A 21,458-nucleotide genomic window follows, 5' to 3' on the forward strand; every position below is an offset into this window, starting at 1 on the left:
CCACCCGAAGGCTTCATCGTTCGACTTGCATGTGTTAAGCACGCCGCCAGCGTTCGTCCTGAGCCAGGATCAAACTCTCCGTGAATGTTTACCCGAGCCCCGCTCAATAAAGAGAGGGTCGGTGACACCACGAGAGCGGAACCAGCGGGTCGGAATAAGACCCGTGGTTCACAGCGTCCTCGCTGTGTTTCTTCAAAGGAACCTCAACCCACCTTGCGGTAGGTCGGGGTATCAACATATTTGGCGTTGACTTTTGGCACGCTGTTGAGTTCTCAAGGAACGGACGCTTCCTTCGGTCCCGTTTCACCGGGGCCCTCCGGGCGCTTCCCTTCGGTGTTTCATTTTGTTCTGTACTTCGTGTTCCCGACTCTATCAGATGCTTTTCGCTTCCGACTTCCTCGGCGCTTTCCAGGCTCTCGCTTTCGCGTTTCCCTTTCCGGCGGTTCCGACTCTACCAGATCCTTTCGGGCCTGATTCCCAGTCAGCGGGGTTTGCCTTCCGGGCTGTTCGGCCCTTCCGACGAGTGAGACTTTAGCGAATCCGTGGCTCCGAAGCTAATCGGGGCCGCGTCCCTTCGAACGCTGAATCCTCATTTCGCAAAGGCACACGCAAAACAACGCGACCAGCTGGTCGCTCGCTTGTTGTGGGTCCTGCGGAATGGCTCTCCGGGGCCGGCCTGGGCCGGTACTCACGTCGGACAGCTCGGAGAACCTTACGGATGCGTGTTGGGCATGTCAACTTCGTGGGTAGGCCACTACGCTGAGGCCCATGACAACGCATGCGCGCATCCTTCAGTGGTGGGCCGCCTGACGGCGGCCGCCCGACACGCATGCACTCAACGGCCGCCGCTCCGGCGGCCGTTCGCGTTTCTCCCCTCCCGGGAGTCCGGCCGCCGACGGCGGCGGCTCCGATCAGGAGGGTGACGAGAGATGACGCGGATCTTCAGTGGGATCAAGCCGACCGGGCATCTGACGCTGGGCAACTACCTCGGGGCCGTGCGGCGGTGGGTCGAGGTCGATCAGCACCGGGACGACGCGCTGTTCAGCGTGGTGGATCTGCACGCCCTGACCGTGGAACACGATCCGGCCCGGGTGCGCAGACTGAGTCGACAGGCCGCCACGCTCCTGCTGGCGGCCGGTCTCGACCCCGTCCTGTGCACCGTATTCGTCCAGAGCCACGTGGACGAGCACACCCGGCTCTCGTATCTGCTGGAGTGCACGGCCACGGACGGCGAATTGCGACGGATGATCCAGTACAAGGAGAAGAGCGCGCGGGCGCTGGCGTCCGGTGACGGCGTGCGGTTGTCGCTGCTGTCGTATCCGGTGCTGATGGCCGCCGACATCCTGGCGTACCGCACGGAGGAGGTGCCGGTCGGTGAGGACCAGACGCAGCATGTGGAGCTGACCCGGGATCTCGCGGTGCGGTTCAACGAGCGGTACGGGCATACCTTCGCCGTGCCGAAGGCGGTCCGGCCGCCGGTGGCCGCGCGGGTGATGGACCTGCGGGACCCGACGTCGAAGATGGGGAAGTCGCACGAGCCCGGCGCCGGGATCGTCTATCTGCTGGACGACGCCGATGTGGTGCGGAAGAAGATCATGCGGGCCGTCACCGACAGCGGGAGCGGGGTCGAGTACGACCGGGAGACCAAGCCGGGGGTGTCGAATCTGCTGGAGATCCTGGCGGCCTGCGAGAACGGGCGACCGGATGAGCTGGCCGGCGCGTACGACTCGTACGGCGCGCTGAAGAAGGACACCGCGGACGCTGTCGTCGAGCTGCTGCGGCCGTTGCGGACACGCCATGCGGCCCTGGCCGCGGATCCCGGGCATGTGGACGGAGTGCTGCGCGAGGGCGCGGAGCGGGCCAGGGGGATGGCCCGGCCCGTGGTCGACGCGGCCTATCGCGCGATCGGGCTGCTGCCGGCCGGCTGAACGGAGCCGGGTCGCGGCCCGGGCGGTTCGCCCCCGGGCCGCGACCCGCCCGGGGGCGCGGCCCTGGTCAGCCGTTGCCGGTGGCGAGGGCGCGGCTGCGGTCGCGGGCCGCCTCGATGGCCGCGATGAGGGCGGCCCGTACGCCGTGGTTCTCCAGCTCCCGGATGGCGCTGATGGTCGTGCCGGCCGGTGAGGTGACCGCCTCGCGGAGCTTCACGGGGTGCTCGCCGCTGTCGCGCAGCATGACGGCGGCGCCGATGGCGGCCTGGACGATCAGGTCGGCGGCCTGGGCACGGGGCAGGCCGAGGAGGATGCCGGCGTCGGTCATCGCCTCGACGAGGAAGTAGAAGTAGGCGGGCCCGGAGCCGGAGAGCGCGGTGGCCGCGTCCTGCTGGGACTCGGGGACGCGGAGGGTCTTGCCGACCCCGCCGAAGATCTTCTCGGCGTGGGCGAGGTGCACGGGGAGGGCGTGGCGGCCGGCCGAGATGACGGACATGCCCTCGTCGACGAGGACGGGTGTGTTGGGCATGACGCGTACGACGGGGGCCCCGGCGGTCAGGCGTTCCTCGATGAAGGCGGTGGTGATCCCGGCGGCGGCGCTGATGACCAGTCGGTCGGCGGCGAGGTGGGGGGTGAGTTCGTCCAGGAGCCGTCCCATGTCCTGCGGTTTGACGGCGAGGATGAGGATGTCGGCGCGCTTGGCGGCGTCGGCGTTGGTGACGGTCTCGACGCCGTAGCGGTTGCGGAGTTCCTCCGCGCGTTCGTCGCGGCGGGCGGTGGCCAGCAGGGCGTCGGGGCGCCAGCCGGCCCGGATCATGCCGCTGAGCAGAGCCTCGCCGATCTTGCCGGTGCCGAGGACTGCGACTGTCTGGGTCATTACGGGGGTCACCTCACCGGTGGGTGGCGTGCGGCTTTCGTCCGGAACCCATCCTCGCACCGGGAACGGGCGCCGGGCGCGAGGTGTCCGAGGGGCGGTACGGCGGCACAGGGGCTGGGGCGTCAGGCCCGTCAGGCCGTGCGGCGGCGCAGTGTCGCCGCGCCCAGGGCGAGGACGAGCAGGACGCAGCCCGCGACGATCAGGGTGTCGCGGACGAAGTCGCCGGTGAGGTCGGGGTGGCGCAGGACCTGGTTCATGCCGTCGACCGCGTACGACATGGGGAGGACGTCGGAGACCGCCTCCAGGACGGGCTGCATGGCGGGGCGCGGGGTGAAGAGTCCGCAGAGGAGGAGCTGGGGGAAGATCACCGCGGGCATGAACTGAACCGCCTGGAACTCGGACGCCGCGAAGGCGGAGACGGAGAGGCCGAGGGCGGTGCCGAGGAGGGCGTCGAGGAGCGCGATCAGCAGCAGCGGCCAGGGGGATCCGGCGATGTCGAGGCCGAGGAACCGGACCGCGAGGCCGGTGGCGAGGGCGGACTGGACGACGGCGAGCAGACCGAAGGCGAGGGCGTAGCCGGCGATGAGGTCGGCCTTGCCGAGCGGCATGGCGAGCAGGCGTTCCAGGGTGCCGGAGGTGCGTTCGCGCAGGGTGGCGATCGAGGTCACCAGGAACATCGTGATCAGCGGGAAGATGCCGAGCAGTGAGGCGCCGATGGAGTCGAAGGTGCGCGGGCTGCCGTCGAAGACGTAGCGGAGCAGGAAGAGCATCACGCACGGCACGAGGATCATCAGCGCGATGGAGCGCGGGTCGTGGCGCAGCTGGCGCAGGACGCGGGCGGCGGTGGCGAGGGTCCGGGCGGCGGAGACCGGGGGCACGGTGGGCGGCCGGGTCGTGGTGGCCGTGGGGATCGCGGTGGTCATCGGGCGCTCTCCTGGGGTGCGTCGGCCGCGTCCACCAGGTGGAGGAAGGCCGCTTCGACGGTTTCCGAGCCGGTACGGGCGCGCAGGGCGTCCGGGGTGTCGTCGGCGAGGATCTCGCCGTCGCGCATGAGGAGGAGGCGGTGGCAGCGTTCGGCCTCGTCCATCACGTGGGAGGAGACGAGGATCGTGGCGCCGCGTTCGGCGGTGATGCGGTGGAAGAGGTTCCAGAGGTCGCGGCGCAGGACGGGGTCGAGGCCGACGGTGGGCTCGTCGAGGACGAGGAGTTCGGGGGCGCCGAGCAGGGCGACGGCGAGGGAGACGCGGCTCCGCTGGCCGCCGGAGAGGCGGCCGGCGAGTGCGTCGGCGTGGCTGGAGAGGTCGACGTCGGTGAGGGCGCGGGCGACGGTTTCCCGGCGGGCGTCGCGGCGGGCCCGGCCCGGGTCGAGTACGGCCGCGAAGTAGTCGAGGTTCTGCCGGACGGTCAGGTCGTCGTAGACGGAGGGGGCCTGGGTGACGTAGCCGATCCGGGCGCGCAGTGTGGGGTCGCCGGCGGGCCGGCCGAGGACGTCGAGGGTGCCGGTGACGTTGGCCTGGGTGCCGGCGATCGCGCGCATCAGGGTTGATTTGCCGCAGCCGGAGGGGCCGAGGAGTCCGGTGATCCGGCCGGGCTGGACGGTGAGGTCGAGGCCGCGCAGGACGGTGCGGTCGCCTCGCCGGACGGTCAGCCCGTGGGCGCGGACGGCGGCCCCGGAAGAATTCATCATGTGATGAATAATGTGCGTGGCCGGGGGCGCCGTCAAGGGCGCAGGACGGTCAGCTCGACCTGGTACACCTCCTCGACCATCCCGTCGGGGAAGAGCCTGAGGAGTTCGGCGCGCTCGTTGGCGAGGAAGGCGCTGGTGGCCGGTTCCCCGAGTACGCGGAAGACGGAGTGGCTGCCGAGGTTGGCGAGATGGCCGTCGAGAGGGACGCGGCGGCTCCAGGGCACGCGGCGCTCGGTGGGGGACAGTCCGTCCGGCAGGTTCCGTGCCCGGCCGTGGGCGCCGTGGGCGCCGTCGCCGGCCAGCCGGCGCAGGCGTCCGTCCTGGGCGGCGATCCAGGGCACGGCACCGTCCGAGACGTTCCACCAGAGGGCGAGCGCGCCACCGGGCCCGAGCACCCGCCGGGCCTCGGGGACGGAGCGGGCCGGGTCGGTCCAGTGCCAGGCCTGGGCGTACGTGACGAGGTCGGCGCAGCCGTCGGCGAGGGGCAGGGCGTCGCCGAGGCCCCGTACGAGCGGGACATCGGGGAGGGTGCGGTGCAGCAGGCCCGCCATGCCGGGGCCCGGCTCCACGGCGGTGACCCGGGCGCCGCGCTCGCGCAGCAGGCGGGTGGCGATACCGGTGCCCGCGCCGACGTCGACGACGCGGGAGCCGTGCAGCGGGCGGCCGGTCAGTTCCTCGATGGCGTCGAAGAGGGCGGGGGGATAGCCGGGGCGGGCGGCGTCGTACTGGTCCGCGACGGCGTCGAAGGAGAGGGCGCGATACGTCATGCCCCTCATCCTGAGGGGCAGGGGATCCGGGGGCGGGCTACCCGCGCTTGGCCTTCCCGCCCGCGCCGCCCCGGCGGCCGGCCGGGTTGCCGGTGCGGACGGTGCGGCGCCGCTCGTACTGGGCGACGGCACTCTCGTACTCCTGACGGCGCAGACCCTCCCCCGGGGCTTCGGCGAGGGAGCGCAGGAAGTACGCGATCAGCGAGCCGATGAAGCCGATCATCTTGACGGTGCGCAGGGAGTCCTCGCGGCTCTGGTCGGCCGGGCGGCGGCGGAAGCCGTCCCAGGTCCTGCGGAACGCGACGGCGCTGCACACCGCGAACACCGCGATGACGAGCGCGCCCACGAAGGAGCCGACGTCCGCGATCTGGAGGCCCTGGAAGGCGAAGCGGAGGATGAAGCAGGCGGCGAAGGCGGTGGCGAGCGAGCCGACGGCCACTCCCGCGCGCCGCAGCGCGTAGCCGCCGTCGTGGCCGACCCAGGTCGTACCGAAGAAGGGGATCGTCTCGGGCTCCGGGCCACCGCGGCCCTGGCCGTGGCCGGCCGTGGTCACGGTGGCGTGGGAGTTCTTGGCGCTCTCGGGGTTCTTGGCGTTCTCGGGGTTCTGGCGCTGTCCGGGTCGCTCAGGCTGCTCGCTCACAGAATCGAGTATCCATGGTGGCCGCCCGGTGCGGGAGGGAGCTCGGCCGGGGCCCGGACGACGGGCCCCGGTGGGCGCCCGGTCGTCAGCGGAGGGTGGCGATGTCCACGACGAACCGGTAGCGGACATCGCCGGCGACGACACGGTCGTAGGCGTCGTTCACCTCGTCGGCGCCGATCTGCTCGATCTCGGCCACGATGCCGTGTTCGGCGCAGAAGTCGAGCATCTCCTGCGTCTCGCGGATACCGCCGATCTTCGACCCGGCGAGGGCGCGGCCACCCGTCAGGAGCGACACGGCGTGGTAGCTGTCCGAGTCGCTGGGCACGCCGACGACGACGAGGGTGCCGTGCCGCGCGAGCAGCTTGAGGTGGGCGTTGATGTCGAGGTTGGCGGAGACGGTGTTGATGATGAGGTCGAAGCGGCCGGCCAGCTCGGTGAAGGTCTTGGGGTCGCTGGTGGCGTAGTAGTGGTCGGCGCCCAGGCGCAGGGCGTCGTCCTTCTTGCGCAGGGTCTGGCTCAGCACGCTGACCTCGGCGCCGAGGGCGTGGGCGATCTTGACGCCGACGTGGCCGAGGCCGCCCATGCCGATGATCGCGACGCGGGAGCCGGGGCCGGCGTTCCAGCGCTTCAGCGGGGAGTAGAGGGTGACCCCGGCGCACAGCAGCGGGGCGGCGGCGGCCAGGTCGAGCCCTTCGGGGACGCGCAGGACGTAGTTCTCGTCGACGACGATGTGGGTGCTGTATCCGCCGAGGGTGGGACGTCCCTGGCGGTCGATGCCGTTGTACGTGGGCGTCTCGCCCGCGGTGCAGTGCTGCTCCTCGCCTGCGAGGCAGTTCTCGCACTCCCGGCAGGAGTCGACGAAGCAGCCGACGCCGACCCGGTCGCCCACGGCGTGCCGGGTGACGGCGGACCCGGCCGCGGTGACGACGCCGGCTATCTCGTGGCCCGGCACCATCGGGAAGGCCGCCCGGCCCCACTCGTCGCGTGCCTGGTGGATGTCGGTGTGGCAGATCCCGGCGTAGTGGATCTCGATGAGGATGTCGTGCTCGCCCACCTCGCGCCGCTCGATGACGGTGCGCTCCAGGGGGGCCTTGGCGGCGGGGGCGGCGAGTGCGGCGACAGCGTTCATGTGGTGGTGTTCCCTCGGAGTCGGAGTGTGCCGGTCCGGCCGGTGGGCAGGGCGGTGCCCCGGCTCGCGGGGGCCTGGGCCGTCCCGCCCCTGGCCCGGCCGGTACACCGTACCTTTGCCTTTGTAGGGACCTTCAACAAGGCGGGGGGCGGGTGATCTCCGCCACGACGGGCGCCCCGGACCCCACTGCGGGGATCCGGGGCGCTCGGCCGGGCCCGGCGGGCCACGGCGGCTGTACGGAAGCTGTACGGAAGCTGTGCGGGAGCTGGCTGTGCGGGAGCTGTACGAAGACGTCAGCCGAGGCGGGAGACGTCCCGGACCGCGCCCTTGTCGGCGCTCGTCGCCATCGCGGCGTACGCGCGCAGCGCCGCCGAGACCTTGCGGTCGCGGTTCGCGGGGGCGTACACCCCGTTCAGCGCGTCGCGCCGGGTCGCCAGCTCCTCGTCGGGGACGAGGAGTTCGATCGACCGGCCGGGGATGTCGATCCTGATCCGGTCGCCGTCGTGGACGAGCGCGATCGTGCCGCCCGAGGCCGCCTCCGGTGAGGCGTGGCCGATCGAGAGACCCGACGTGCCTCCGGAGAAGCGGCCGTCCGTGACGAGCGCGCAGGACTTGCCCAGGCCGCGGCCCTTCAGGAAGGACGTGGGGTAGAGCATCTCCTGCATCCCGGGGCCGCCGCGCGGGCCCTCGTAGCGGATGACGATGACATCGCCCTCGGCGATCTCCTTACGGAGGATCTTGTCGACGGCTTCCTCCTGCGACTCGCAGACGACGGCCGGGCCCTCGAAGGTCCAGATCGACTCGTCCACACCGGCGGTCTTCACCACACAGCCGTCGACGGCGAGGTTGCCCTTCAGGACCGCCAGGCCGCCGTCCTTGGAGTACGCGTGGGCGACGTCGCGGATGCAGCCGCCGGCGGCGTCGGTGTCGAGGGTGTCCCACCGCTCGGACTGCGAGAACGCCTCGGCGGAGCGGACGCAGCCGGGCGCCGCGTGCCACAGCTCGACGGATTCCTCGGACGGCGAGCCGCCGCGCACGTCCCAGGTGTCGAGCCAGTCCTTGATGCTCGGCGAGTGGACGCTGTGCACGTCCTCGTTGAGCAGACCGCCGCGGTACAGCTCGCCGAGGATGGCGGGGATGCCGCCGGCCCGGTGGATGTCCTCCATGTAGTACGTGCCGCCGGGGGCGACGTTCGGCGCGACCTTGCTCAGACAGGGGACGCGGCGCGAGACGGCGTCGATGTCGCCGAGGTCGTAGTCCAGCTCGGCCTCCTGGGCGGCGGCGAGCAGGTGGAGGATGGTGTTGGTGGAGCCGCCCATGGCGATGTCGAGCGCCATGGCGTTCTCGAAGGCCGCGCGGGTGGCGATGGAGCGCGGCAGGACCGAGGCGTCGTCCTGCTCGTAGTAGCGCCGGGTGATCTCGACGACCGTGCGGCCGGCGCTCTCGTACAGCCCCTTGCGGGCGGTGTGGGTGGCCAGGACCGAGCCGTTGCCGGGCAGCGAGAGGCCCATGGCCTCGGTCAGGCAGTTCATCGAGTTGGCGGTGAACATCCCGGAACAGGAGCCGCAGGTCGGGCAGGCGTTCTCCTCGATACGGAGGATGTCCTCGTCCGAGACGTTCTCGTTGACCGCGTCCGTGATCGCGTTGATCAGGTCGAGCTTGCGGACCGTACCGTCCACGAGGGTGGCCTGGCCGGCTTCCATCGGGCCGCCGGAGACGAAGACCGTGGGGATGTTGAGGCGCATCGCGGCCATCAGCATGCCCGGGGTGATCTTGTCGCAGTTGGAGATGCAGATCAGCGCGTCGGCGCAGTGCGCCTCGACCATGTACTCCACGGAGTCGGCGATCAGATCGCGGGACGGCAGGGAGTACAGCATCCCGCCGTGGCCCATCGCGATCCCGTCGTCGACGGCGATCGTGTTGAACTCGCGCGGCACGGCGCCCGCCGCCTTGATCGCGTCGGAGACGATCCGGCCGACCGGTGCGAGGTGCGTGTGGCCCGGCACGAATTCGGTGAAGGAGTTGGCCACCGCGACGATCGGTTTGCCGATGTCCGCGCTCGCTACGCCCGATGCCCGCATCAGGGCGCGCGCGCCCGCCATGTTCCGGCCGTGGGTGACAGTGCGGGACCGCAGCTCGGGCATCGTCGCTCGCTCCTTCAGCAGAAATGACTGCCTTCGAGCGTACGCCCCGGCTCCAAGATCTGGACACATTGTCCGCCATACGGGACAGCGGTTCAGCCTTCGGTCAGGTACCGCTGGAGCGTCGGCGCGACCAGCGCGATGATCTCCTCGGTGTCCACGGAGGCCAGCGGCTCCGCCTTGATCACGTACCGCAGGAACGCGATCCCGATCATGTGGGAGGCGGCCAGCTCCGCGCGGAACGTCGGGTCCGGTACGTCGAGTTCCTCCGCGATCCGCTCCAGGAGCCTGCTCAGCACGAACGTACGCAGCACCTTCGCCGCCGCCTCGTGCGTGAGCGCCGAGCGGATGATCGCCAGCAGCGGGGCCCGCGTCACCGGGTTCTCCCAGACACCGATGAAGTAGCGGGCGAGGCGCTCGCCGACGCCGTCCTGGCCGCCGGCCAGCAGTGCGGGGACCACCAGGGCGGGTTCGAAGGAGACCTCGACGGAGGCCGCGAAGACCTCGTCCTTCGTGCCGAAGTAGTGGTGGACGAGCGCCGGGTCGACATCGGCGGCCTTGGCGATCCCCCGGACGGACGCCTTGTCGTAGCCGCGCTCGGCGAATTCCCTCCGGGCCGCTTCCAGGATCCGCTGCCGGGCGCCGGGGCCGGTGTCCGTGTCCTTGCGGGCGGGCCTGCCACGGCGGCGCGGCGCCGCACCGGGACCGGGGACCTGGTCAGGGTCGGGACCCGGCCCCTTGTCGGTGCCGGTCGCCTTGTCGGGACCCGTCGCCTTGTCGGGACCCGTCGCCTTGTCCGTCATCGTGGAGACGTACCGGAGGCGTCCCCGGCTCCCCCAGCGCCCTTCTCCACTCCGGGTGAGCCGCGGCGGGTACGGGGGGTCCGGGCCGTGTACGCCGGGGCCGGGGCCGGAGAGGGCGTCCGGGAGGGCGTCCGGGAGGGCGTCGGGGACGAGGCCAGATGCAGTCGGCTGAAGGCCAGCGCCTCCGCCAGATCGGCTTCCCGTTCGGCCGAGGACATCGCCCGCCGCGTATTGACCTCGATCACCACATGCCCGTCGAACCCGCCGCGCGCCAGCCCCTCCAGCAGTTCGGCGCACGGCTGCGTGCCCCGGCCGGGCACCAGGTGCTCGTCCTTCGCCGAGCCCATGCCGTCCGCGAGATGGACATGCCCGAGCCGGTCGCCCATCCGGTCGACCATGGCCATGGCGTCGGTGCGGGCGGTCGCGGTGTGCGAGAGATCGACGGTGAAGTGGCGGTAGTCGTCCTTGGTGACGTCCCAGTCGGGCGCGTACGCGAGCATCTCGCGGTCCCGGTAGCGCCACGGATACATGTTCTCGACGGCGAACCGTACGTCCGTCTCCCCCGCCATCCGCCAGATGCCGGCGACGAAGTCGCGAGAGTACTGCCGCTGCCAGCGGAACGGCGGATGCACCACCACCGTGGAGGCGCCGAGCCGCTCGGCCGCCGCCCGTGCCCGCTGGAGCTTCACCCAGGGATCCGTCGACCAGACCCGCTGGGTGATCAGCAGACAGGGCGCGTGGACGGCGAGGATCGGCACCTGGTGAAGGTCGGAGAGCCGGCGCAGCGCCTCGATGTCCTGGCTGACGGGGTCGGTCCAGACCATGACCTCCACGCCGTCGTACCCCAGGCGGGCGGCGATCTCGAAGGCCGTAGCCGTGGACTCCGGATAGACCGAAGCCGTCGAAAGCGCGACCTTCGCATCCGGAACGCGTACCACTGGTTCTGCCACGGTGACAGCGTACGGGCCGTGGCCGGGTGGCAGGCGCCCGATTCTCGGCGGCACGGGAGCCGGTCCGCCGGTCCGGCCTCCCGCCGGTCCGTTCCGGTCCGTCAGCCGGCCGGCAGCTGGTCCATGCGGCGCAGGATGATGCCCTCGCGCAGCGCCCAGGGGCAGATCTCCAGCGTCTCGACGCCGAACAGGTCCATCGCCGCCTCCGCGACCAGCGCCCCGGCCAGCAGCTGCGAGGACCGGCCCTCGGAGACGCCGGGCAGTCCGGCGCGCTGGAGCGCGGTCATCGTGGCCAGCCTGGGCACCCACTCCTCCAGGGCCGAACGCCGCAGCCGGCGCTGGACGTACAGGCCCTCGGCGGTCCGCGCGGCCCCCGCGAGCCGGGCCAGCTGCTTGAAGGTCTTCGATGTCGCCACCACATGGTCCGGGGTGCCGAACCGGGCGAACTCGCCGACCGTACGGGCGATCCGCGCCCGCACATGGCGGCGCAGCGCTTTCACGTCGATCGGGTCGGGCGGGTCTCCGGGCAGCCATCCGGCCGTGAGCCGGCCCGCGCCGAGCGGGAGCGACACGGCGGCGTCCGGTTCCTCGTCGATGCCGTACGCGATCTCCAGCGACCCGCCGCCGATGTCCAGGACCAGCAGTTTCCCGGCCGACCAGCCGAACCAGCGGCGGGCCGCGAGGAACGTGAGCCGGGCCTCCTGCTCGCCGGTGAGGACTTCGAGGTCCACGCCGGTCTCGCTCTTGACCCGCGCGAGGACCTGGTCCGCGTTGCCGGCCTCCCGTACGGCGGAGGTCGCGAAGGGCAGCACATCCTCACAGCCCTTGTCCTCGGCGGCCTGGACGGCGTCGGCGATCGTGGCCACCAGGCGGTCGACGCCTTCCGGTCCGATGGCGCCGTCCGCGTCGAGGAGCTCGGCCAGGCGCAGCTCGGCCTTGTGCGAGTGGGCGGGCAGCGGACGGGCGCCGCGGTGGGCGTCGACGGCCAGCAGGTGAACGGTGTTGGAACCGACATCGAGGACTCCGAGTCTCATGGACGGAAACGCTACTGCGACCGCGCGCATACGCTGGACTCGTGCCAAAGACGAAAAAGGCGAACCCGGGCAAAGCCAAGGGCCCGAAGAAGCAGGATCAGCAGCAGGAGGTACGTCACGTCACTCCTGACGAGAAGGGTCTGGACTTCGCCCGCGCCTGGGTCGAATTCCCCGACCCCGCCGACGACGAGCAGGTGTTCCGCTGCGACCTGACCTGGCTCACCTCACGGTGGAACTGCATCTTCGGCAGCGGTTGCCAGGGCATCCAGGCGGGCCGCGCCGATGACGGCTGCTGCACGCTGGGCGCGCACTTCTCCGACAAGGACGACGAGAAGCGGGTCGCCACGCATGTGGCACGCCTCACGCCGGAGATGTGGCAGTTCCACGAGGAGGGGACGACCACCGGCTGGACGCAGACCGACGAGGACGGCGACCGGCAGACCCGGCGCTGGGAGGGCTCCTGCATCTTCCAGAACCGGCCCGGCTTCGCGGGCGGTGCCGGATGCTCGCTGCACATCCTCGCGCTGAGCGAGGGACGCGAGCCGCTCGAAACGAAGCCGGACGTCTGCTGGCAGCTGCCGGTCCGGCGTACGTACGACTGGATCGAGCGGCCCGACGACACGAAGGTCCTCCAGGTGTCGATCGGTGAGTACGACCGGCGCGGCTGGGGATCCGGCGGCCACGACCTGCACTGGTGGTGCACGTCGGCGACCTCGGCGCACGGGGCGGGCGACCCGGTCTACAAGACGTACCGGCCCGAGCTGGTCGAGCTGATGGGGCAGGAGGGGTACGACCGGCTGGTCGGGCTGTGCGAGCAGCGCCTGGCGAGCGAGCTGCCCCTGGTGGCGCCGCATCCGGCGGATCCGGCGCGGGCGTAGCTCGTCACGCCTGGTCCCGGTGGCCCGTACGCCGGGTGCGACGCCCGCCGGGTGCGACGCCCGCCCGGTGCGACGCCGCCGGTCGGACCGACGCAGGTCAGACCGACGCGGGTCAGACCGACGCGGGCGGAGTGTCCGGGCTGCTCGGCGGCGAATCCCCGGGATCCGTGGGTCCCGGGTCGGCCGGGCCGGGCTGCGAGTCGGCCGGGCCGGGATCGGCCGGGGCCGTGGGGTCGGAGGGGCCGGGGGCAGAGGGGTCCGACGGGTCCGAGGGGTCAGCTGGGTGCGAGGGGTGCGACGGGTGCGGTCGGGTCGGCCTGCCGGGCCCGGGGTGGCCGTGGTGCTCCCCGGGGCCGTGCTGCCCCGGACGGCCCGGGCGGGTCGGACCGCCCGGACCGTCCGGACCGTCCGGGGTGGGCGGGGTGACGCCGTAGCCGTCGATCTTCACGACGGATCCCGCCGAACCCGCCGGTCCGGTCGGGCGCAGCGCGATCCGCGCGCTCCAGGGCCCGGCCGGCTCGCGCCGGTGGTCCACGACGACGCGGATCGTGACGGACGCTCCGGCGGCGAGGGTGCCGTGGTCGCGGCTCAGCAGCAACCAGCGGGCGCCCGTCTTCGCGGACCAGGAGACCGGGCCGCCGCCGGACGCGGTGAGCGTGATCGTGGTCGTGTCGCCCGACGACCGTGCCTCGACCGTGAGCCGGGCGGAGGCCGGCTCTCCCGGCTGCCCTGACTGCCCCGGCTGCCCTGACTGCCCCGGCTGCCCCGGGTGTCCCGGTCCTGACGGCGGCGCGGACGTACTGTCGCTGATCACCTCGACCGAGACACCGGAGCTACCGGGAAAGGCGCTGCCTCCGGCGAGGCCGCCGGGCCGGTCCTGGGCGTTGCCCGCGTTCTCGTAGTGGCCGTACGGCGGTTCCTCCCGGCCGTGCGGCCCGCCGCTCTCGCCCGTGCTGACCGAGGAACCGCCGTGGCCCTCACCGGTCTGCGGCGCGCCTCGGTAGGCCGCCCAGAGGGCGAACACCGGGGCGGCGACGACGGTCGCCACGACGGTGGTGGTGATGGCGCGTGCGCGCAGGCGGTGCCGACGGGCCGCGTGGTCCTTGGGGTCCATGGGGAAGCCGTTGGGGCCGAAGCGCGGCGCAGGCCCGCGGGCCCGCGGGGACCTGGTCATGGCGAGGTACGTGGCGGGCCGGGGCGCCTCGACGAGCGGCAGGACGGCGGGTGAGGTGCGGGGGCCGGACGGTCGCGCCTCGGACCGCTTCGCCTCCGGGGGCCGCGCACCGGACGCCGTACGCGGTCCCGGCCAGGGTCGGGCCGCGTCGGCGCGCTCGGCCGCGCGGCGGCAGCGCGGGCAGTCGTCGACATGCCGGACCAGTTCGCGCCGGAGCGCGGCGGAGAGCAGCACCTGACTGTCCCCGGTCAGCCGGGCGACGGAGGGACAGCCGCCCGTCTCGACGACGGCGAGCGCCGCGCGGGTGCGCTCCACCTCGCCGACGGCGGCGGCGAGCAGCTCACGGGCGGCGGGCAGCTCCATGGAGAGCACGGCGGCGACCTCGTGCGGGCCGAGCTGATGGCGTACGGCCAGCTCCAGGATCTCGCGCTGCTCCGGCGTGGTACCGGCGGCCTCGGGCCAGGCCAGCAGGGCGAGCTCCCGCCTCCTGCGGTCGGCGGTCTCCGGGGCGATGTCGGGCGCCGGAGCGGGATCCGGTACGCCGTGACCCGCGTGCGCCCCCGGCCGGCTCACGCGGAGCTCGGTGAGCTTGCGCAGACACGCCCAGCGGGCGAGCGCGTAGAGCCATGCCTTGCGCTCCCCCGCTTCCGAGGGCCCGCGGCCGTACTGCCGCTCCGCGACGACGAGGACGTCGCCGAGTACCTCGGTCGCCGCGTCGTGGTCGCAGAGCACGGAGAGGCAGTAGGTGAACAGGCCGTCCAGATGAGGCTCGTACCCCGGCGTGCGCCCCGGGCGCTGCGCCGCCGCCCGGGGCGCACGCCGGGGTGCGCGGTGTGTGCGATGTGCGCCGGTCGGGTGTGTGGGGGTCTCGGGGCTGCTGCTCGTCACCTGGCGACGGTAGACAGGGTGACGTGCGCCCTTCACACCTCTTGAGCGCATTTAATCCTTACGGATGAATGTATCCCGCACGGTGTCGTGACGGGGACGACGGACGCCAGGACGGGGCGTGAGGACGGGCCGCGAGGACGGGCACTGTCGGTGGGGGCCTATACGGTGACGTCATGGCTGCCCGTACGAAATCCACGAAGGACCGGCCGTCCTATCGCTGCACCGAGTGCGGCTGGACGACCGTCAAGTGGCTCGGCCGATGCCCCGAATGCCAGGCCTGGGGCACGGTCGAGGAGTACGGCGCGCCCGCTGTACGGACCACCTCCGCCGGCCGGGTCTCCGCCGCCGCGCTCCCGATCGGCCAGGTCGACGTCCGGACGGCGACCGCGCGCTCCACCGGCGTGGCCGAGCTGGACCGGGTGCTCGGCGGCGGGCTGGTGCCCGGCGCCGTCGTCCTGCTCGCCGGCGAGCCGGGCGTGGGCAAGTCCACGCTGCTGCTCGACGTCGCGGCGAAGGCGGCCGACGAGGAGCACCGCACGCTCTACGTCACGGGCGAGGAGTCCGCCAGCCAGGTACGGCTGCGCGCCGACCGGATCAAGGCGATCAGCGACCATCTCTATCTGGCCGCCGAGACGGATCTCTCCGCCGTCCTCGCCCACCTCGACGAGGTCAAGCCGGCGCTGCTCATCCTGGACTCCGTACAGACCGTGGCCTCGCCCGAGATCGACGGGGCGCCGGGCGGCATGGCCCAGGTGCGGGAGGTCGCGGGCGCCCTCATCCGGGCCTCCAAGGAGCGGGGCATGTCGACGCTGCTGGTCGGCCACGTCACCAAGGACGGCGCGATCGCGGGCCCCCGCCTGCTCGAACATCTGGTGGACGTCGTGCTGTCGTTCGAGGGCGACCGGCACGCCCGGCTGCGGCTCGTCCGGGGCATCAAGAACCGGTACGGGGCGACCGACGAGGTCGGCTGCTTCGAGCTGCACGACGAGGGGATCACCGGACTCACCGACCCGTCAGGGCTGTTCCTGACCCGCCGTGACGAGCCCGTGCCCGGCACCTGTCTCACCGTCACCCTCGAAGGCCGCCGTCCGCTCGTCGCCGAGGTGCAGGCGCTGACGGTCGACTCGCAGATCCCCTCGCCCCGGCGTACCACCTCCGGTCTGGAGACCTCCCGGGTCTCGATGATGCTCGCCGTGCTGGAGCAGCGCGGCCGGATCAGCGCCCTCGGCAAGCGCGACATCTACAGCGCGACGGTCGGCGGGGTGAAGCTCACCGAGCCCGCCGCCGATCTCGCGATCGCCCTCGCGCTGGCCTCCGCCGCCAGCGACACCCCGCTGCCGAAGAATCTGGTCGCGATCGGCGAGGTGGGCCTCGCGGGCGAGGTCAGGCGGGTCACGGGCGTGCAGCGCAGACTCGCCGAGGCGCACCGGCTCGGCTTCACCCAGGCCCTCGTTCCGAGCGATCCGGGAAAGATCCCGGCCGGTATGAAGGTCACGGAAGTCGCCAATATGGGCGAGGCCCTGAGAGTGCTGCCGCGCCGGGGTCGCGCGGAGCCCCCACGGGAGGACAACGCGCGCCGGTAGACTTTGCCCTGGTCTCGCCCATCCGTACGAGCCGGAGGAGTGCAGTGGCAGCCAACGACCGGGCATCATCGCCCGGAAAGTCCGGCGCGGGCTCCGGCAACGAAGCGCTGATCCGCGCCTCCCTGAGCGCTGTCGCGCCGGGTATGGCGCTGCGCGACGGGCTGGAGCGGATCCTGCGCGGCAACACCGGCGGTCTGATCGTCCTCGGCATGGACAAGACCGTCGAATCGATGTGCACGGGCGGTTTCGTGCTGGACGTGGAGTTCACCGCCACGCGCCTGCGTGAGCTGTGCAAACTGGACGGCGCGCTGATCCTCGACAAGGACATCACCAAGATTCTGCGGGCCGGTGTCCAGCTGGTCCCGGAGTCCTCCATCCCCACCGAGGAGACGGGCACCCGCCACCGCACGGCGGACCGGGTGTCCAAGCAGTGCGGCTTCCCGGTGGTCTCCGTATCGCAGTCGATGCGGCTGATCGCGCTCTACGTGAACGGGGAGCGCAGGGTCCTGGAGGAGTCGGCGGCGATCCTGTCCCGGGCCAACCAGGCGCTGGCCACGCTGGAGCGGTACAAGCTCCGGCTCGACGAGGTCGCGGGCACGCTCTCCGCGCTGGAGATCGAGGACCTGGTGACGGTCCGGGACGTGACGGCCGTCGCGCAGCGGCTGGAGATGGTCCGCCGGATCGCCACGGAGATCGCCGAGTACGTGGTCGAGCTGGGCACCGACGGCCGGCTGCTCTCCCTCCAGCTGGACGAGTTGATCGCGGGTGTGGAGCCGGAGCGGGATCTGGTCGCCCGCGACTACGTCCCTGAGCCGACCGCGAAGCGGTCCCGTACGGTCGACGAGGCGCTCGCCGAGCTGGACTCGCTGAGCCACGGCGAGCTGCTGGAACTGCCGGTCGTGGCGCGGGCCCTGGGATACAGCGGATCGCCCGAGACGCTCGACTCCGCGGTCTCGCCGCGTGGTTACCGGCTGCTGGCCAAGGTGCCGCGGCTGCCGGGCGCCATCATCGAGCGGCTGGTCGAGCACTTCGGCGGGCTGCAGAAGCTGCTGGCGGCGAGCGTCGACGATCTGCAGACGGTGGACGGCGTCGGCGAGGCACGGGCCCGCAGCGTGCGGGAGGGCCTGTCGCGGCTGGCGGAGTCGTCGATCCTGGAGCGGTACGTATAGCCCGGCGGGCACCGCGCGTTGACGCGCGGGACGTGACACGCGCCGGACGTGACACGCGCCGGATGTGACACGCGGAACGCCCCGGCCGTCATGGCCGGGGCGTTCTCGTCGCGGTGGGCTTCCGCCTCCGCCGGTGGGCCGGTCAGTCCTTTTCCAGCCGGATGGACTTCTGGCCCTGCTTCACCGACGCGCCCGACGCCTTGGCCTCCACCAGATAAGTCCCGGCGCCGACCGCCGCCGCGGGCGGGGTGGCGCACTTCGGCGCACTCTGCTTGCGGTCCCATTCGACGGTGCGGGTGATGGTCGCGCCCGCCGGGACCTCGAAGAGCAGGCTGCCGGCCTTGGGGCAGTCCTTCGAGGACCAGACCTGGTCGTCGTCGGCGTCGGTGATCGTCAGCACCACGGCCTTCGGCCCGAAGTCCGCCTTGCAGGTGGTGGCCGAGGTGTTCGTGGCGATCAGGCGGAACGCGGGCTTCTCGCCCGGCTCGTAGGCCACCTTCGTGGTGTCCAGCCGCAGAGTCAGCTGGGCCGGGGGGCAGTTGGGGAGGCTGGAGCCGGCCGGCACCTGACGGCCCGTACTGCCGCTGCCGCTGCCGCCCGTGCCGCTGCTCCCCGTACCGCTGCCGCCCGTCGCGCCGGTGCCCGCCGCGCCGCCGGCGCCGTCCGTACCGCCCGCGCCTCCGGTGGCGGCGGGATCGCCGTTCTTGCCGCTGTCGCCGCCGCCGTCGCCACCGCCGGTGCCCGTGCCCGTGCCGCCGTCGCCGCCGTTCTCGCCGGAACCGCCCGACTCGTCACGTCCGCCCGGCTGTTCGCTGATGGCGGGGCCGGAAGGGGTGGGTCCCGGAGTGATGGTCGTCGCGGGACCGGCGCCGTCCGCCCGGTCGCCGCCGCCCTTCTTGCCGCCGCCTCCACCGAAGCTGACGACCCATACGACCAGCAACGCGAGCAGCGCGATCAGCGTCGCCGCTACTGCCCTCCGACGCCAGTAGATGGTGGAGGGAAGCGGCCCGACCGGATTGCGCAAAGATCCCACGGCCCGAACTCTACGAGAGATCGTCGCCAACTCCCGCCCCACATGCCGCCCGTCTTCGCAAGTTTTACGGATCATCATCCCGGAGTGGCCGGAGGCGGCCCTCCTTCCGCCGGGGCGCACTCCGGCAATCGCGTCACGTGAACGCCCCGGCACGTTCCGTACGGTCCGCCGCCGGGGAATGCCTGGCCCCCGGGCGGGGCCCCGCGGACCGGGAACGGGCGACAACCTCCGGCATCCGCCCGCCGGCTGCACCGTCCACGCTCCGGAACGTGCCAGGATCGGTGGTGCCATGACTGTTACCCCTGCGACTTCCGCGACCCCAGCGGCGGCCGGTGAGCCGGCCGCCCTCCACACCCCCGTCATCGCGTGGTTCGAGACGAACGCCCGCGACCTCCCCTGGCGCCGCCCCGAGGCAGGCGCCTGGGGGGTCATGGTGAGCGAGTTCATGCTCCAGCAGACCCCGGTGAACCGGGTGCTGCCGGTGTACGAGCAGTGGCTCGCCCGCTGGCCGCGCCCCGCCGATCTGGCGGCCGAGCCTCCCGGCGAAGCGGTCCGCGCCTGGGGCCGGCTCGGTTATCCGCGCCGCGCGCTGCGCCTGCACGGCGCCGCCCAGGCGATAACGGAGCGGTTCGGAGGTGACGTCCCCCGCGATCACACGCAGTTGCTCTCGCTGCCCGGGATCGGTGAGTACACGGCCGCGGCGGTGGCCTCGTTCGCGTACGGGCAGCGCCATGCCGTCCTCGACACGAATGTGCGCCGGGTCTTCGCCCGCGCGGTGACCGGCGTGCAGTACCCGCCGACCGCGACCACTGCCGCCGAGCGCAAGCTGGCCCGCGCCCTGCTGCCCGAGGACGAACCGACCGCGTCGCGCTGGGCCGCGGCCTCCATGGAGCTGGGCGCGCTGCTCTGCACGGCGCGGAACGAGTCCTGCGCGCCCTGTCCGATCGCGGCCCACTGCGCCTGGCGGCTGGCCGGGAAACCGGCGCACGACGGGCCGCAGCGGCGCGGCCAGACCTACGCGGGCACGGACCGCCAGGTGCGCGGCAAGCTGCTCGCCGTCCTGCGCGACGCGGTCGGCCCCGTACCGCAGCGGGCTCTCGACGCGGTGTGGGACGAGCCGGTCCAGCGGGCCAGGGCACTGGACGGGCTGGTGGCCGACGGACTGGTCGAACCCATGGAAAGCGGGGTGTACCGGCTGCCGCTGGGCCGGCCCGACACCGGTTCGCCCGTGACCCCGGTGACCCCCGTGATCCCCGTGCCCCCCGTGACCCCGTGACCTGAGAGCCGGCCCTGGGGCCCGCGAGACCGAGGGACACGACGACCCACGTGACCCGAGGGGCCCCTGGGGGCGGCCGCCGGGCGATTCGTCCGGTCGTTACACAACCGATGGGCAGCCGTGCGTCCGCCGACGGCTGTCCCGCACAGCTCCGTGACACGCGCTCCGTAATTTCAGGGGCGTCGGGGAAATGGCGTGGATGGTCACGGGGTCGGAGGCGGTCGGCATGGCGCAGGGTGAGGTACTCGGATTCGAGGAGTACGTCCGTACCCGGCAGGAGGCCCTGCTGCGGAGCGCCCGGCGCCTCGTGGCCGACCCCATCGACGCGCAGGATCTGCTGCAGACGGCGCTGGCCCGTACGTACGGCCGCTGGGACGGCATCGCCGACAAGTCCCTCGCGGACGCCTATCTGCGCCGCGTCATGATCAACACCCGTACGGAGTGGTGGCGGGCGCGCAAGCTCGATGAGGTGCCCACCGAGGAGCTGCCCGACGCGAGCGTGGAGGACGGCGCCGAACAGCGCGCCGACCGCGCCCTGCTGATGGACATCCTCGGCGTGCTGGCTCCCAAGCAGCGCAGCGTCGTCGTGCTGCGACACTGGGAGCAGATGAGTACGGAAGAGACGGCCGCGGCGCTCGGAATGTCGGCGGGCACGGTCAAGAGCACCCTGCACCGCGCACTGGCCCGGCTCCGTCAGGAGCTGGAGAGCCGGGAGTCGGCGGCCCGCGTCCGGCGGGACGCGGAGCAGAGCGCGGTCTTCCGGCGTGACGGGCGGGACCGGCGGAGCGACCGTCATCGTCGTACCGGTCGTGAGGAACGGGGGCAGGAAAGGTGCGCGGCCTGAGAGGTCCTGACAGGGCGGGGCGCAGATCGTTCGCGGCGGGTACATCGGCCATGGCCGGGCTCGCCGCCTTCGGCGTACTCGCGGCCGGTTGCTCGACCGGCGGGACCGGGACCAGGGACGAGGGCGCGGCCGTGGCCGCGCCGGTGACGCGGAACACCCCGGCACCGACGGCGTCCCGGGCGCCGGCCGCCAGGACCGTCGACCCGGTGTCGCTGCTCCGGCACGACCCCAGGGTGAGCGAGCGGATCAAGGCCGACCTCAAGCCGTGCGCCGAGGACGCGTACCCGGTGGACACCTCGTACGGGCGTCTCACCGGCGGCACCGTCCCCGATGTGGTGATCAACGTGATGACCTGCGGTGACGCGGTGGGCATCGGGACGTACGTGTACCGCGTGGAGGACGATCGGTACGAGAACGTCTTCACCTCCGAGCAGCCCGCGATCCACGCCGCGATCGATCGCGGCGAACTGGTCATCACCCAGGAGGTGTACGCGAAGGGCGACCCGCTGTCGTACCCCTCCGCCGAGGAAGTGGTGACCTACAGCTGGACCGGTGACACGTTCGGCGAGCGCTTCCGGGTGCGTAACGACTTCAGCCCGACGGTCGGCCACGGAGACGTCTCCGTGCCTCGGCCGACCGCGCCGAGCGAGAGGTGAG

At 72.3% G+C, this 21,458-nt stretch carries 19 protein-coding genes and 1 rRNA gene; 7 read left to right on the plus strand and 13 right to left on the minus strand.

The annotated features are described in order from the left end of the window. Window positions 1-85 (minus strand): 16S ribosomal RNA (locus ACIBAE_RS22100); the annotation flags it as partial. Window positions 86-929: 844 nt separating this feature from the next. On the opposite strand from ACIBAE_RS22100, the gene trpS reads away from it, so the two are divergent. Then, a complete protein-coding gene (trpS, locus tag ACIBAE_RS22105) occupies window positions 930-1,928 on the plus strand; it encodes a tryptophan--tRNA ligase (protein WP_399288184.1) in 999 nt (332 codons plus the stop codon). A gap of 67 nt (window positions 1,929-1,995) precedes the next feature. On the opposite strand, the gene proC is transcribed toward trpS, so the two are convergent. The 10 genes from proC to ACIBAE_RS22155 form a co-directional block, all read right to left on the minus strand. After that, window positions 1,996-2,805, minus strand: a complete 810-nt coding sequence (gene proC / locus ACIBAE_RS22110; protein ID WP_399288187.1) for a pyrroline-5-carboxylate reductase — start codon at window positions 2,803-2,805, stop codon at window positions 1,996-1,998. Window positions 2,806-2,936: 131 nt separating this feature from the next. After that, entirely contained in the window at window positions 2,937-3,728 is a 792-nt protein-coding gene (locus ACIBAE_RS22115; RefSeq protein ID WP_399288188.1) for an ABC transporter permease, read from the minus strand. Further along, on the minus strand, window positions 3,725-4,492 hold the full coding sequence (locus ACIBAE_RS22120) for an ABC transporter ATP-binding protein (RefSeq protein WP_399288190.1): 768 nt from the start codon (window positions 4,490-4,492) through the stop codon (window positions 3,725-3,727). The genes ACIBAE_RS22115 and ACIBAE_RS22120 overlap by 4 nt, the downstream gene beginning before the upstream one ends. Window positions 4,493-4,524: 32 nt before the next feature. Continuing rightward, window positions 4,525-5,268, minus strand: a complete 744-nt coding sequence (locus ACIBAE_RS22125) for a class I SAM-dependent methyltransferase (RefSeq protein ID WP_399288193.1) — start codon at window positions 5,266-5,268, stop codon at window positions 4,525-4,527. A gap of 28 nt (window positions 5,269-5,296) precedes the next feature. Beyond that, window positions 5,297-5,812, minus strand: coding sequence for a hypothetical protein (locus ACIBAE_RS22130; protein ID WP_399288531.1), 516 nt, complete (start codon window positions 5,810-5,812; stop codon window positions 5,297-5,299). 172 nt (window positions 5,813-5,984) lie between these two features. Next, a complete protein-coding gene (locus ACIBAE_RS22135) occupies window positions 5,985-7,028 on the minus strand; it encodes an NAD(P)-dependent alcohol dehydrogenase (RefSeq protein ID WP_399288195.1) in 1,044 nt (347 codons plus the stop codon). 293 nt (window positions 7,029-7,321) lie between these two features. After that, window positions 7,322-9,172, minus strand: a complete 1,851-nt coding sequence (ilvD, locus tag ACIBAE_RS22140; protein ID WP_399288198.1) for a dihydroxy-acid dehydratase — start codon at window positions 9,170-9,172, stop codon at window positions 7,322-7,324. A gap of 92 nt (window positions 9,173-9,264) precedes the next feature. Then, a complete protein-coding gene (locus ACIBAE_RS22145) occupies window positions 9,265-9,972 on the minus strand; it encodes a TetR family transcriptional regulator (protein WP_399288201.1) in 708 nt (235 codons plus the stop codon). Continuing rightward, on the minus strand, window positions 9,969-10,922 hold the full coding sequence (locus ACIBAE_RS22150; protein ID WP_399288204.1) for a sugar phosphate isomerase/epimerase family protein: 954 nt from the start codon (window positions 10,920-10,922) through the stop codon (window positions 9,969-9,971). The genes ACIBAE_RS22145 and ACIBAE_RS22150 overlap by 4 nt, the downstream gene beginning before the upstream one ends. Window positions 10,923-11,023: 101 nt before the next feature. After that, window positions 11,024-11,956, minus strand: coding sequence for a Ppx/GppA family phosphatase (locus ACIBAE_RS22155; RefSeq protein ID WP_399288206.1), 933 nt, complete (start codon window positions 11,954-11,956; stop codon window positions 11,024-11,026). Window positions 11,957-11,997: 41 nt separating this feature from the next. Here ACIBAE_RS22155 and ACIBAE_RS22160 point away from each other — a divergent pair, with 41 nt between their 5' ends. Then, window positions 11,998-12,834, plus strand: a complete 837-nt coding sequence (locus tag ACIBAE_RS22160; RefSeq protein WP_399288208.1) for a hypothetical protein — start codon at window positions 11,998-12,000, stop codon at window positions 12,832-12,834. A 112-nt stretch (window positions 12,835-12,946) separates the two neighbouring features. Here the strand turns inward: ACIBAE_RS22160 and ACIBAE_RS22165 are convergent, their stop codons facing one another. Then, window positions 12,947-14,896, minus strand: coding sequence for a hypothetical protein (locus tag ACIBAE_RS22165; protein WP_399288210.1), 1,950 nt, complete (start codon window positions 14,894-14,896; stop codon window positions 12,947-12,949). A 173-nt stretch (window positions 14,897-15,069) separates the two neighbouring features. Here ACIBAE_RS22165 and radA point away from each other — a divergent pair, with 173 nt between their 5' ends. Both radA and disA read left to right on the plus strand, forming a co-directional pair. Beyond that, a complete protein-coding gene (gene radA / locus ACIBAE_RS22170) occupies window positions 15,070-16,479 on the plus strand; it encodes a DNA repair protein RadA (protein WP_399288213.1) in 1,410 nt (469 codons plus the stop codon). A 44-nt stretch (window positions 16,480-16,523) separates the two neighbouring features. Further along, window positions 16,524-17,648, plus strand: coding sequence for a DNA integrity scanning diadenylate cyclase DisA (gene disA / locus ACIBAE_RS22175; RefSeq protein WP_399288216.1), 1,125 nt, complete (start codon window positions 16,524-16,526; stop codon window positions 17,646-17,648). A gap of 142 nt (window positions 17,649-17,790) precedes the next feature. Here the strand turns inward: disA and ACIBAE_RS22180 are convergent, their stop codons facing one another. Beyond that, window positions 17,791-18,681 (minus strand): hypothetical protein, encoded by an 891-nt coding sequence (locus ACIBAE_RS22180; RefSeq protein ID WP_399288219.1) that lies wholly within the window; start codon window positions 18,679-18,681, stop codon window positions 17,791-17,793. Between the two features lie 289 nt (window positions 18,682-18,970). Here ACIBAE_RS22180 and ACIBAE_RS22185 point away from each other — a divergent pair, with 289 nt between their 5' ends. The 3 genes from ACIBAE_RS22185 to ACIBAE_RS22195 all read left to right on the plus strand — a co-directional run bounded on the left by ACIBAE_RS22185 (window position 18,971) and on the right by ACIBAE_RS22195 (window position 21,457). Continuing rightward, the gene (locus ACIBAE_RS22185; RefSeq protein ID WP_399288222.1) at window positions 18,971-19,957 is read left to right on the plus strand and encodes an A/G-specific adenine glycosylase; all 987 of its coding nucleotides are present in this window, start codon (window positions 18,971-18,973) and stop codon (window positions 19,955-19,957) included. Between the two features lie 226 nt (window positions 19,958-20,183). Further along, window positions 20,184-20,801 (plus strand): SigE family RNA polymerase sigma factor, encoded by a 618-nt coding sequence (locus tag ACIBAE_RS22190; protein WP_399288534.1) that lies wholly within the window; start codon window positions 20,184-20,186, stop codon window positions 20,799-20,801. A 50-nt stretch (window positions 20,802-20,851) separates the two neighbouring features. Continuing rightward, window positions 20,852-21,457 (plus strand): hypothetical protein, encoded by a 606-nt coding sequence (locus tag ACIBAE_RS22195; protein WP_399288225.1) that lies wholly within the window; start codon window positions 20,852-20,854, stop codon window positions 21,455-21,457. The last annotated feature ends 1 nt before the right edge of the window (window position 21,458 follow it).

Origin of the sequence: Streptomyces sp. NPDC051569, from assembly GCF_044454085.1 — a bacterium.
Classification (GTDB): domain Bacteria; phylum Actinomycetota; class Actinomycetes; order Streptomycetales; family Streptomycetaceae; genus Streptomyces.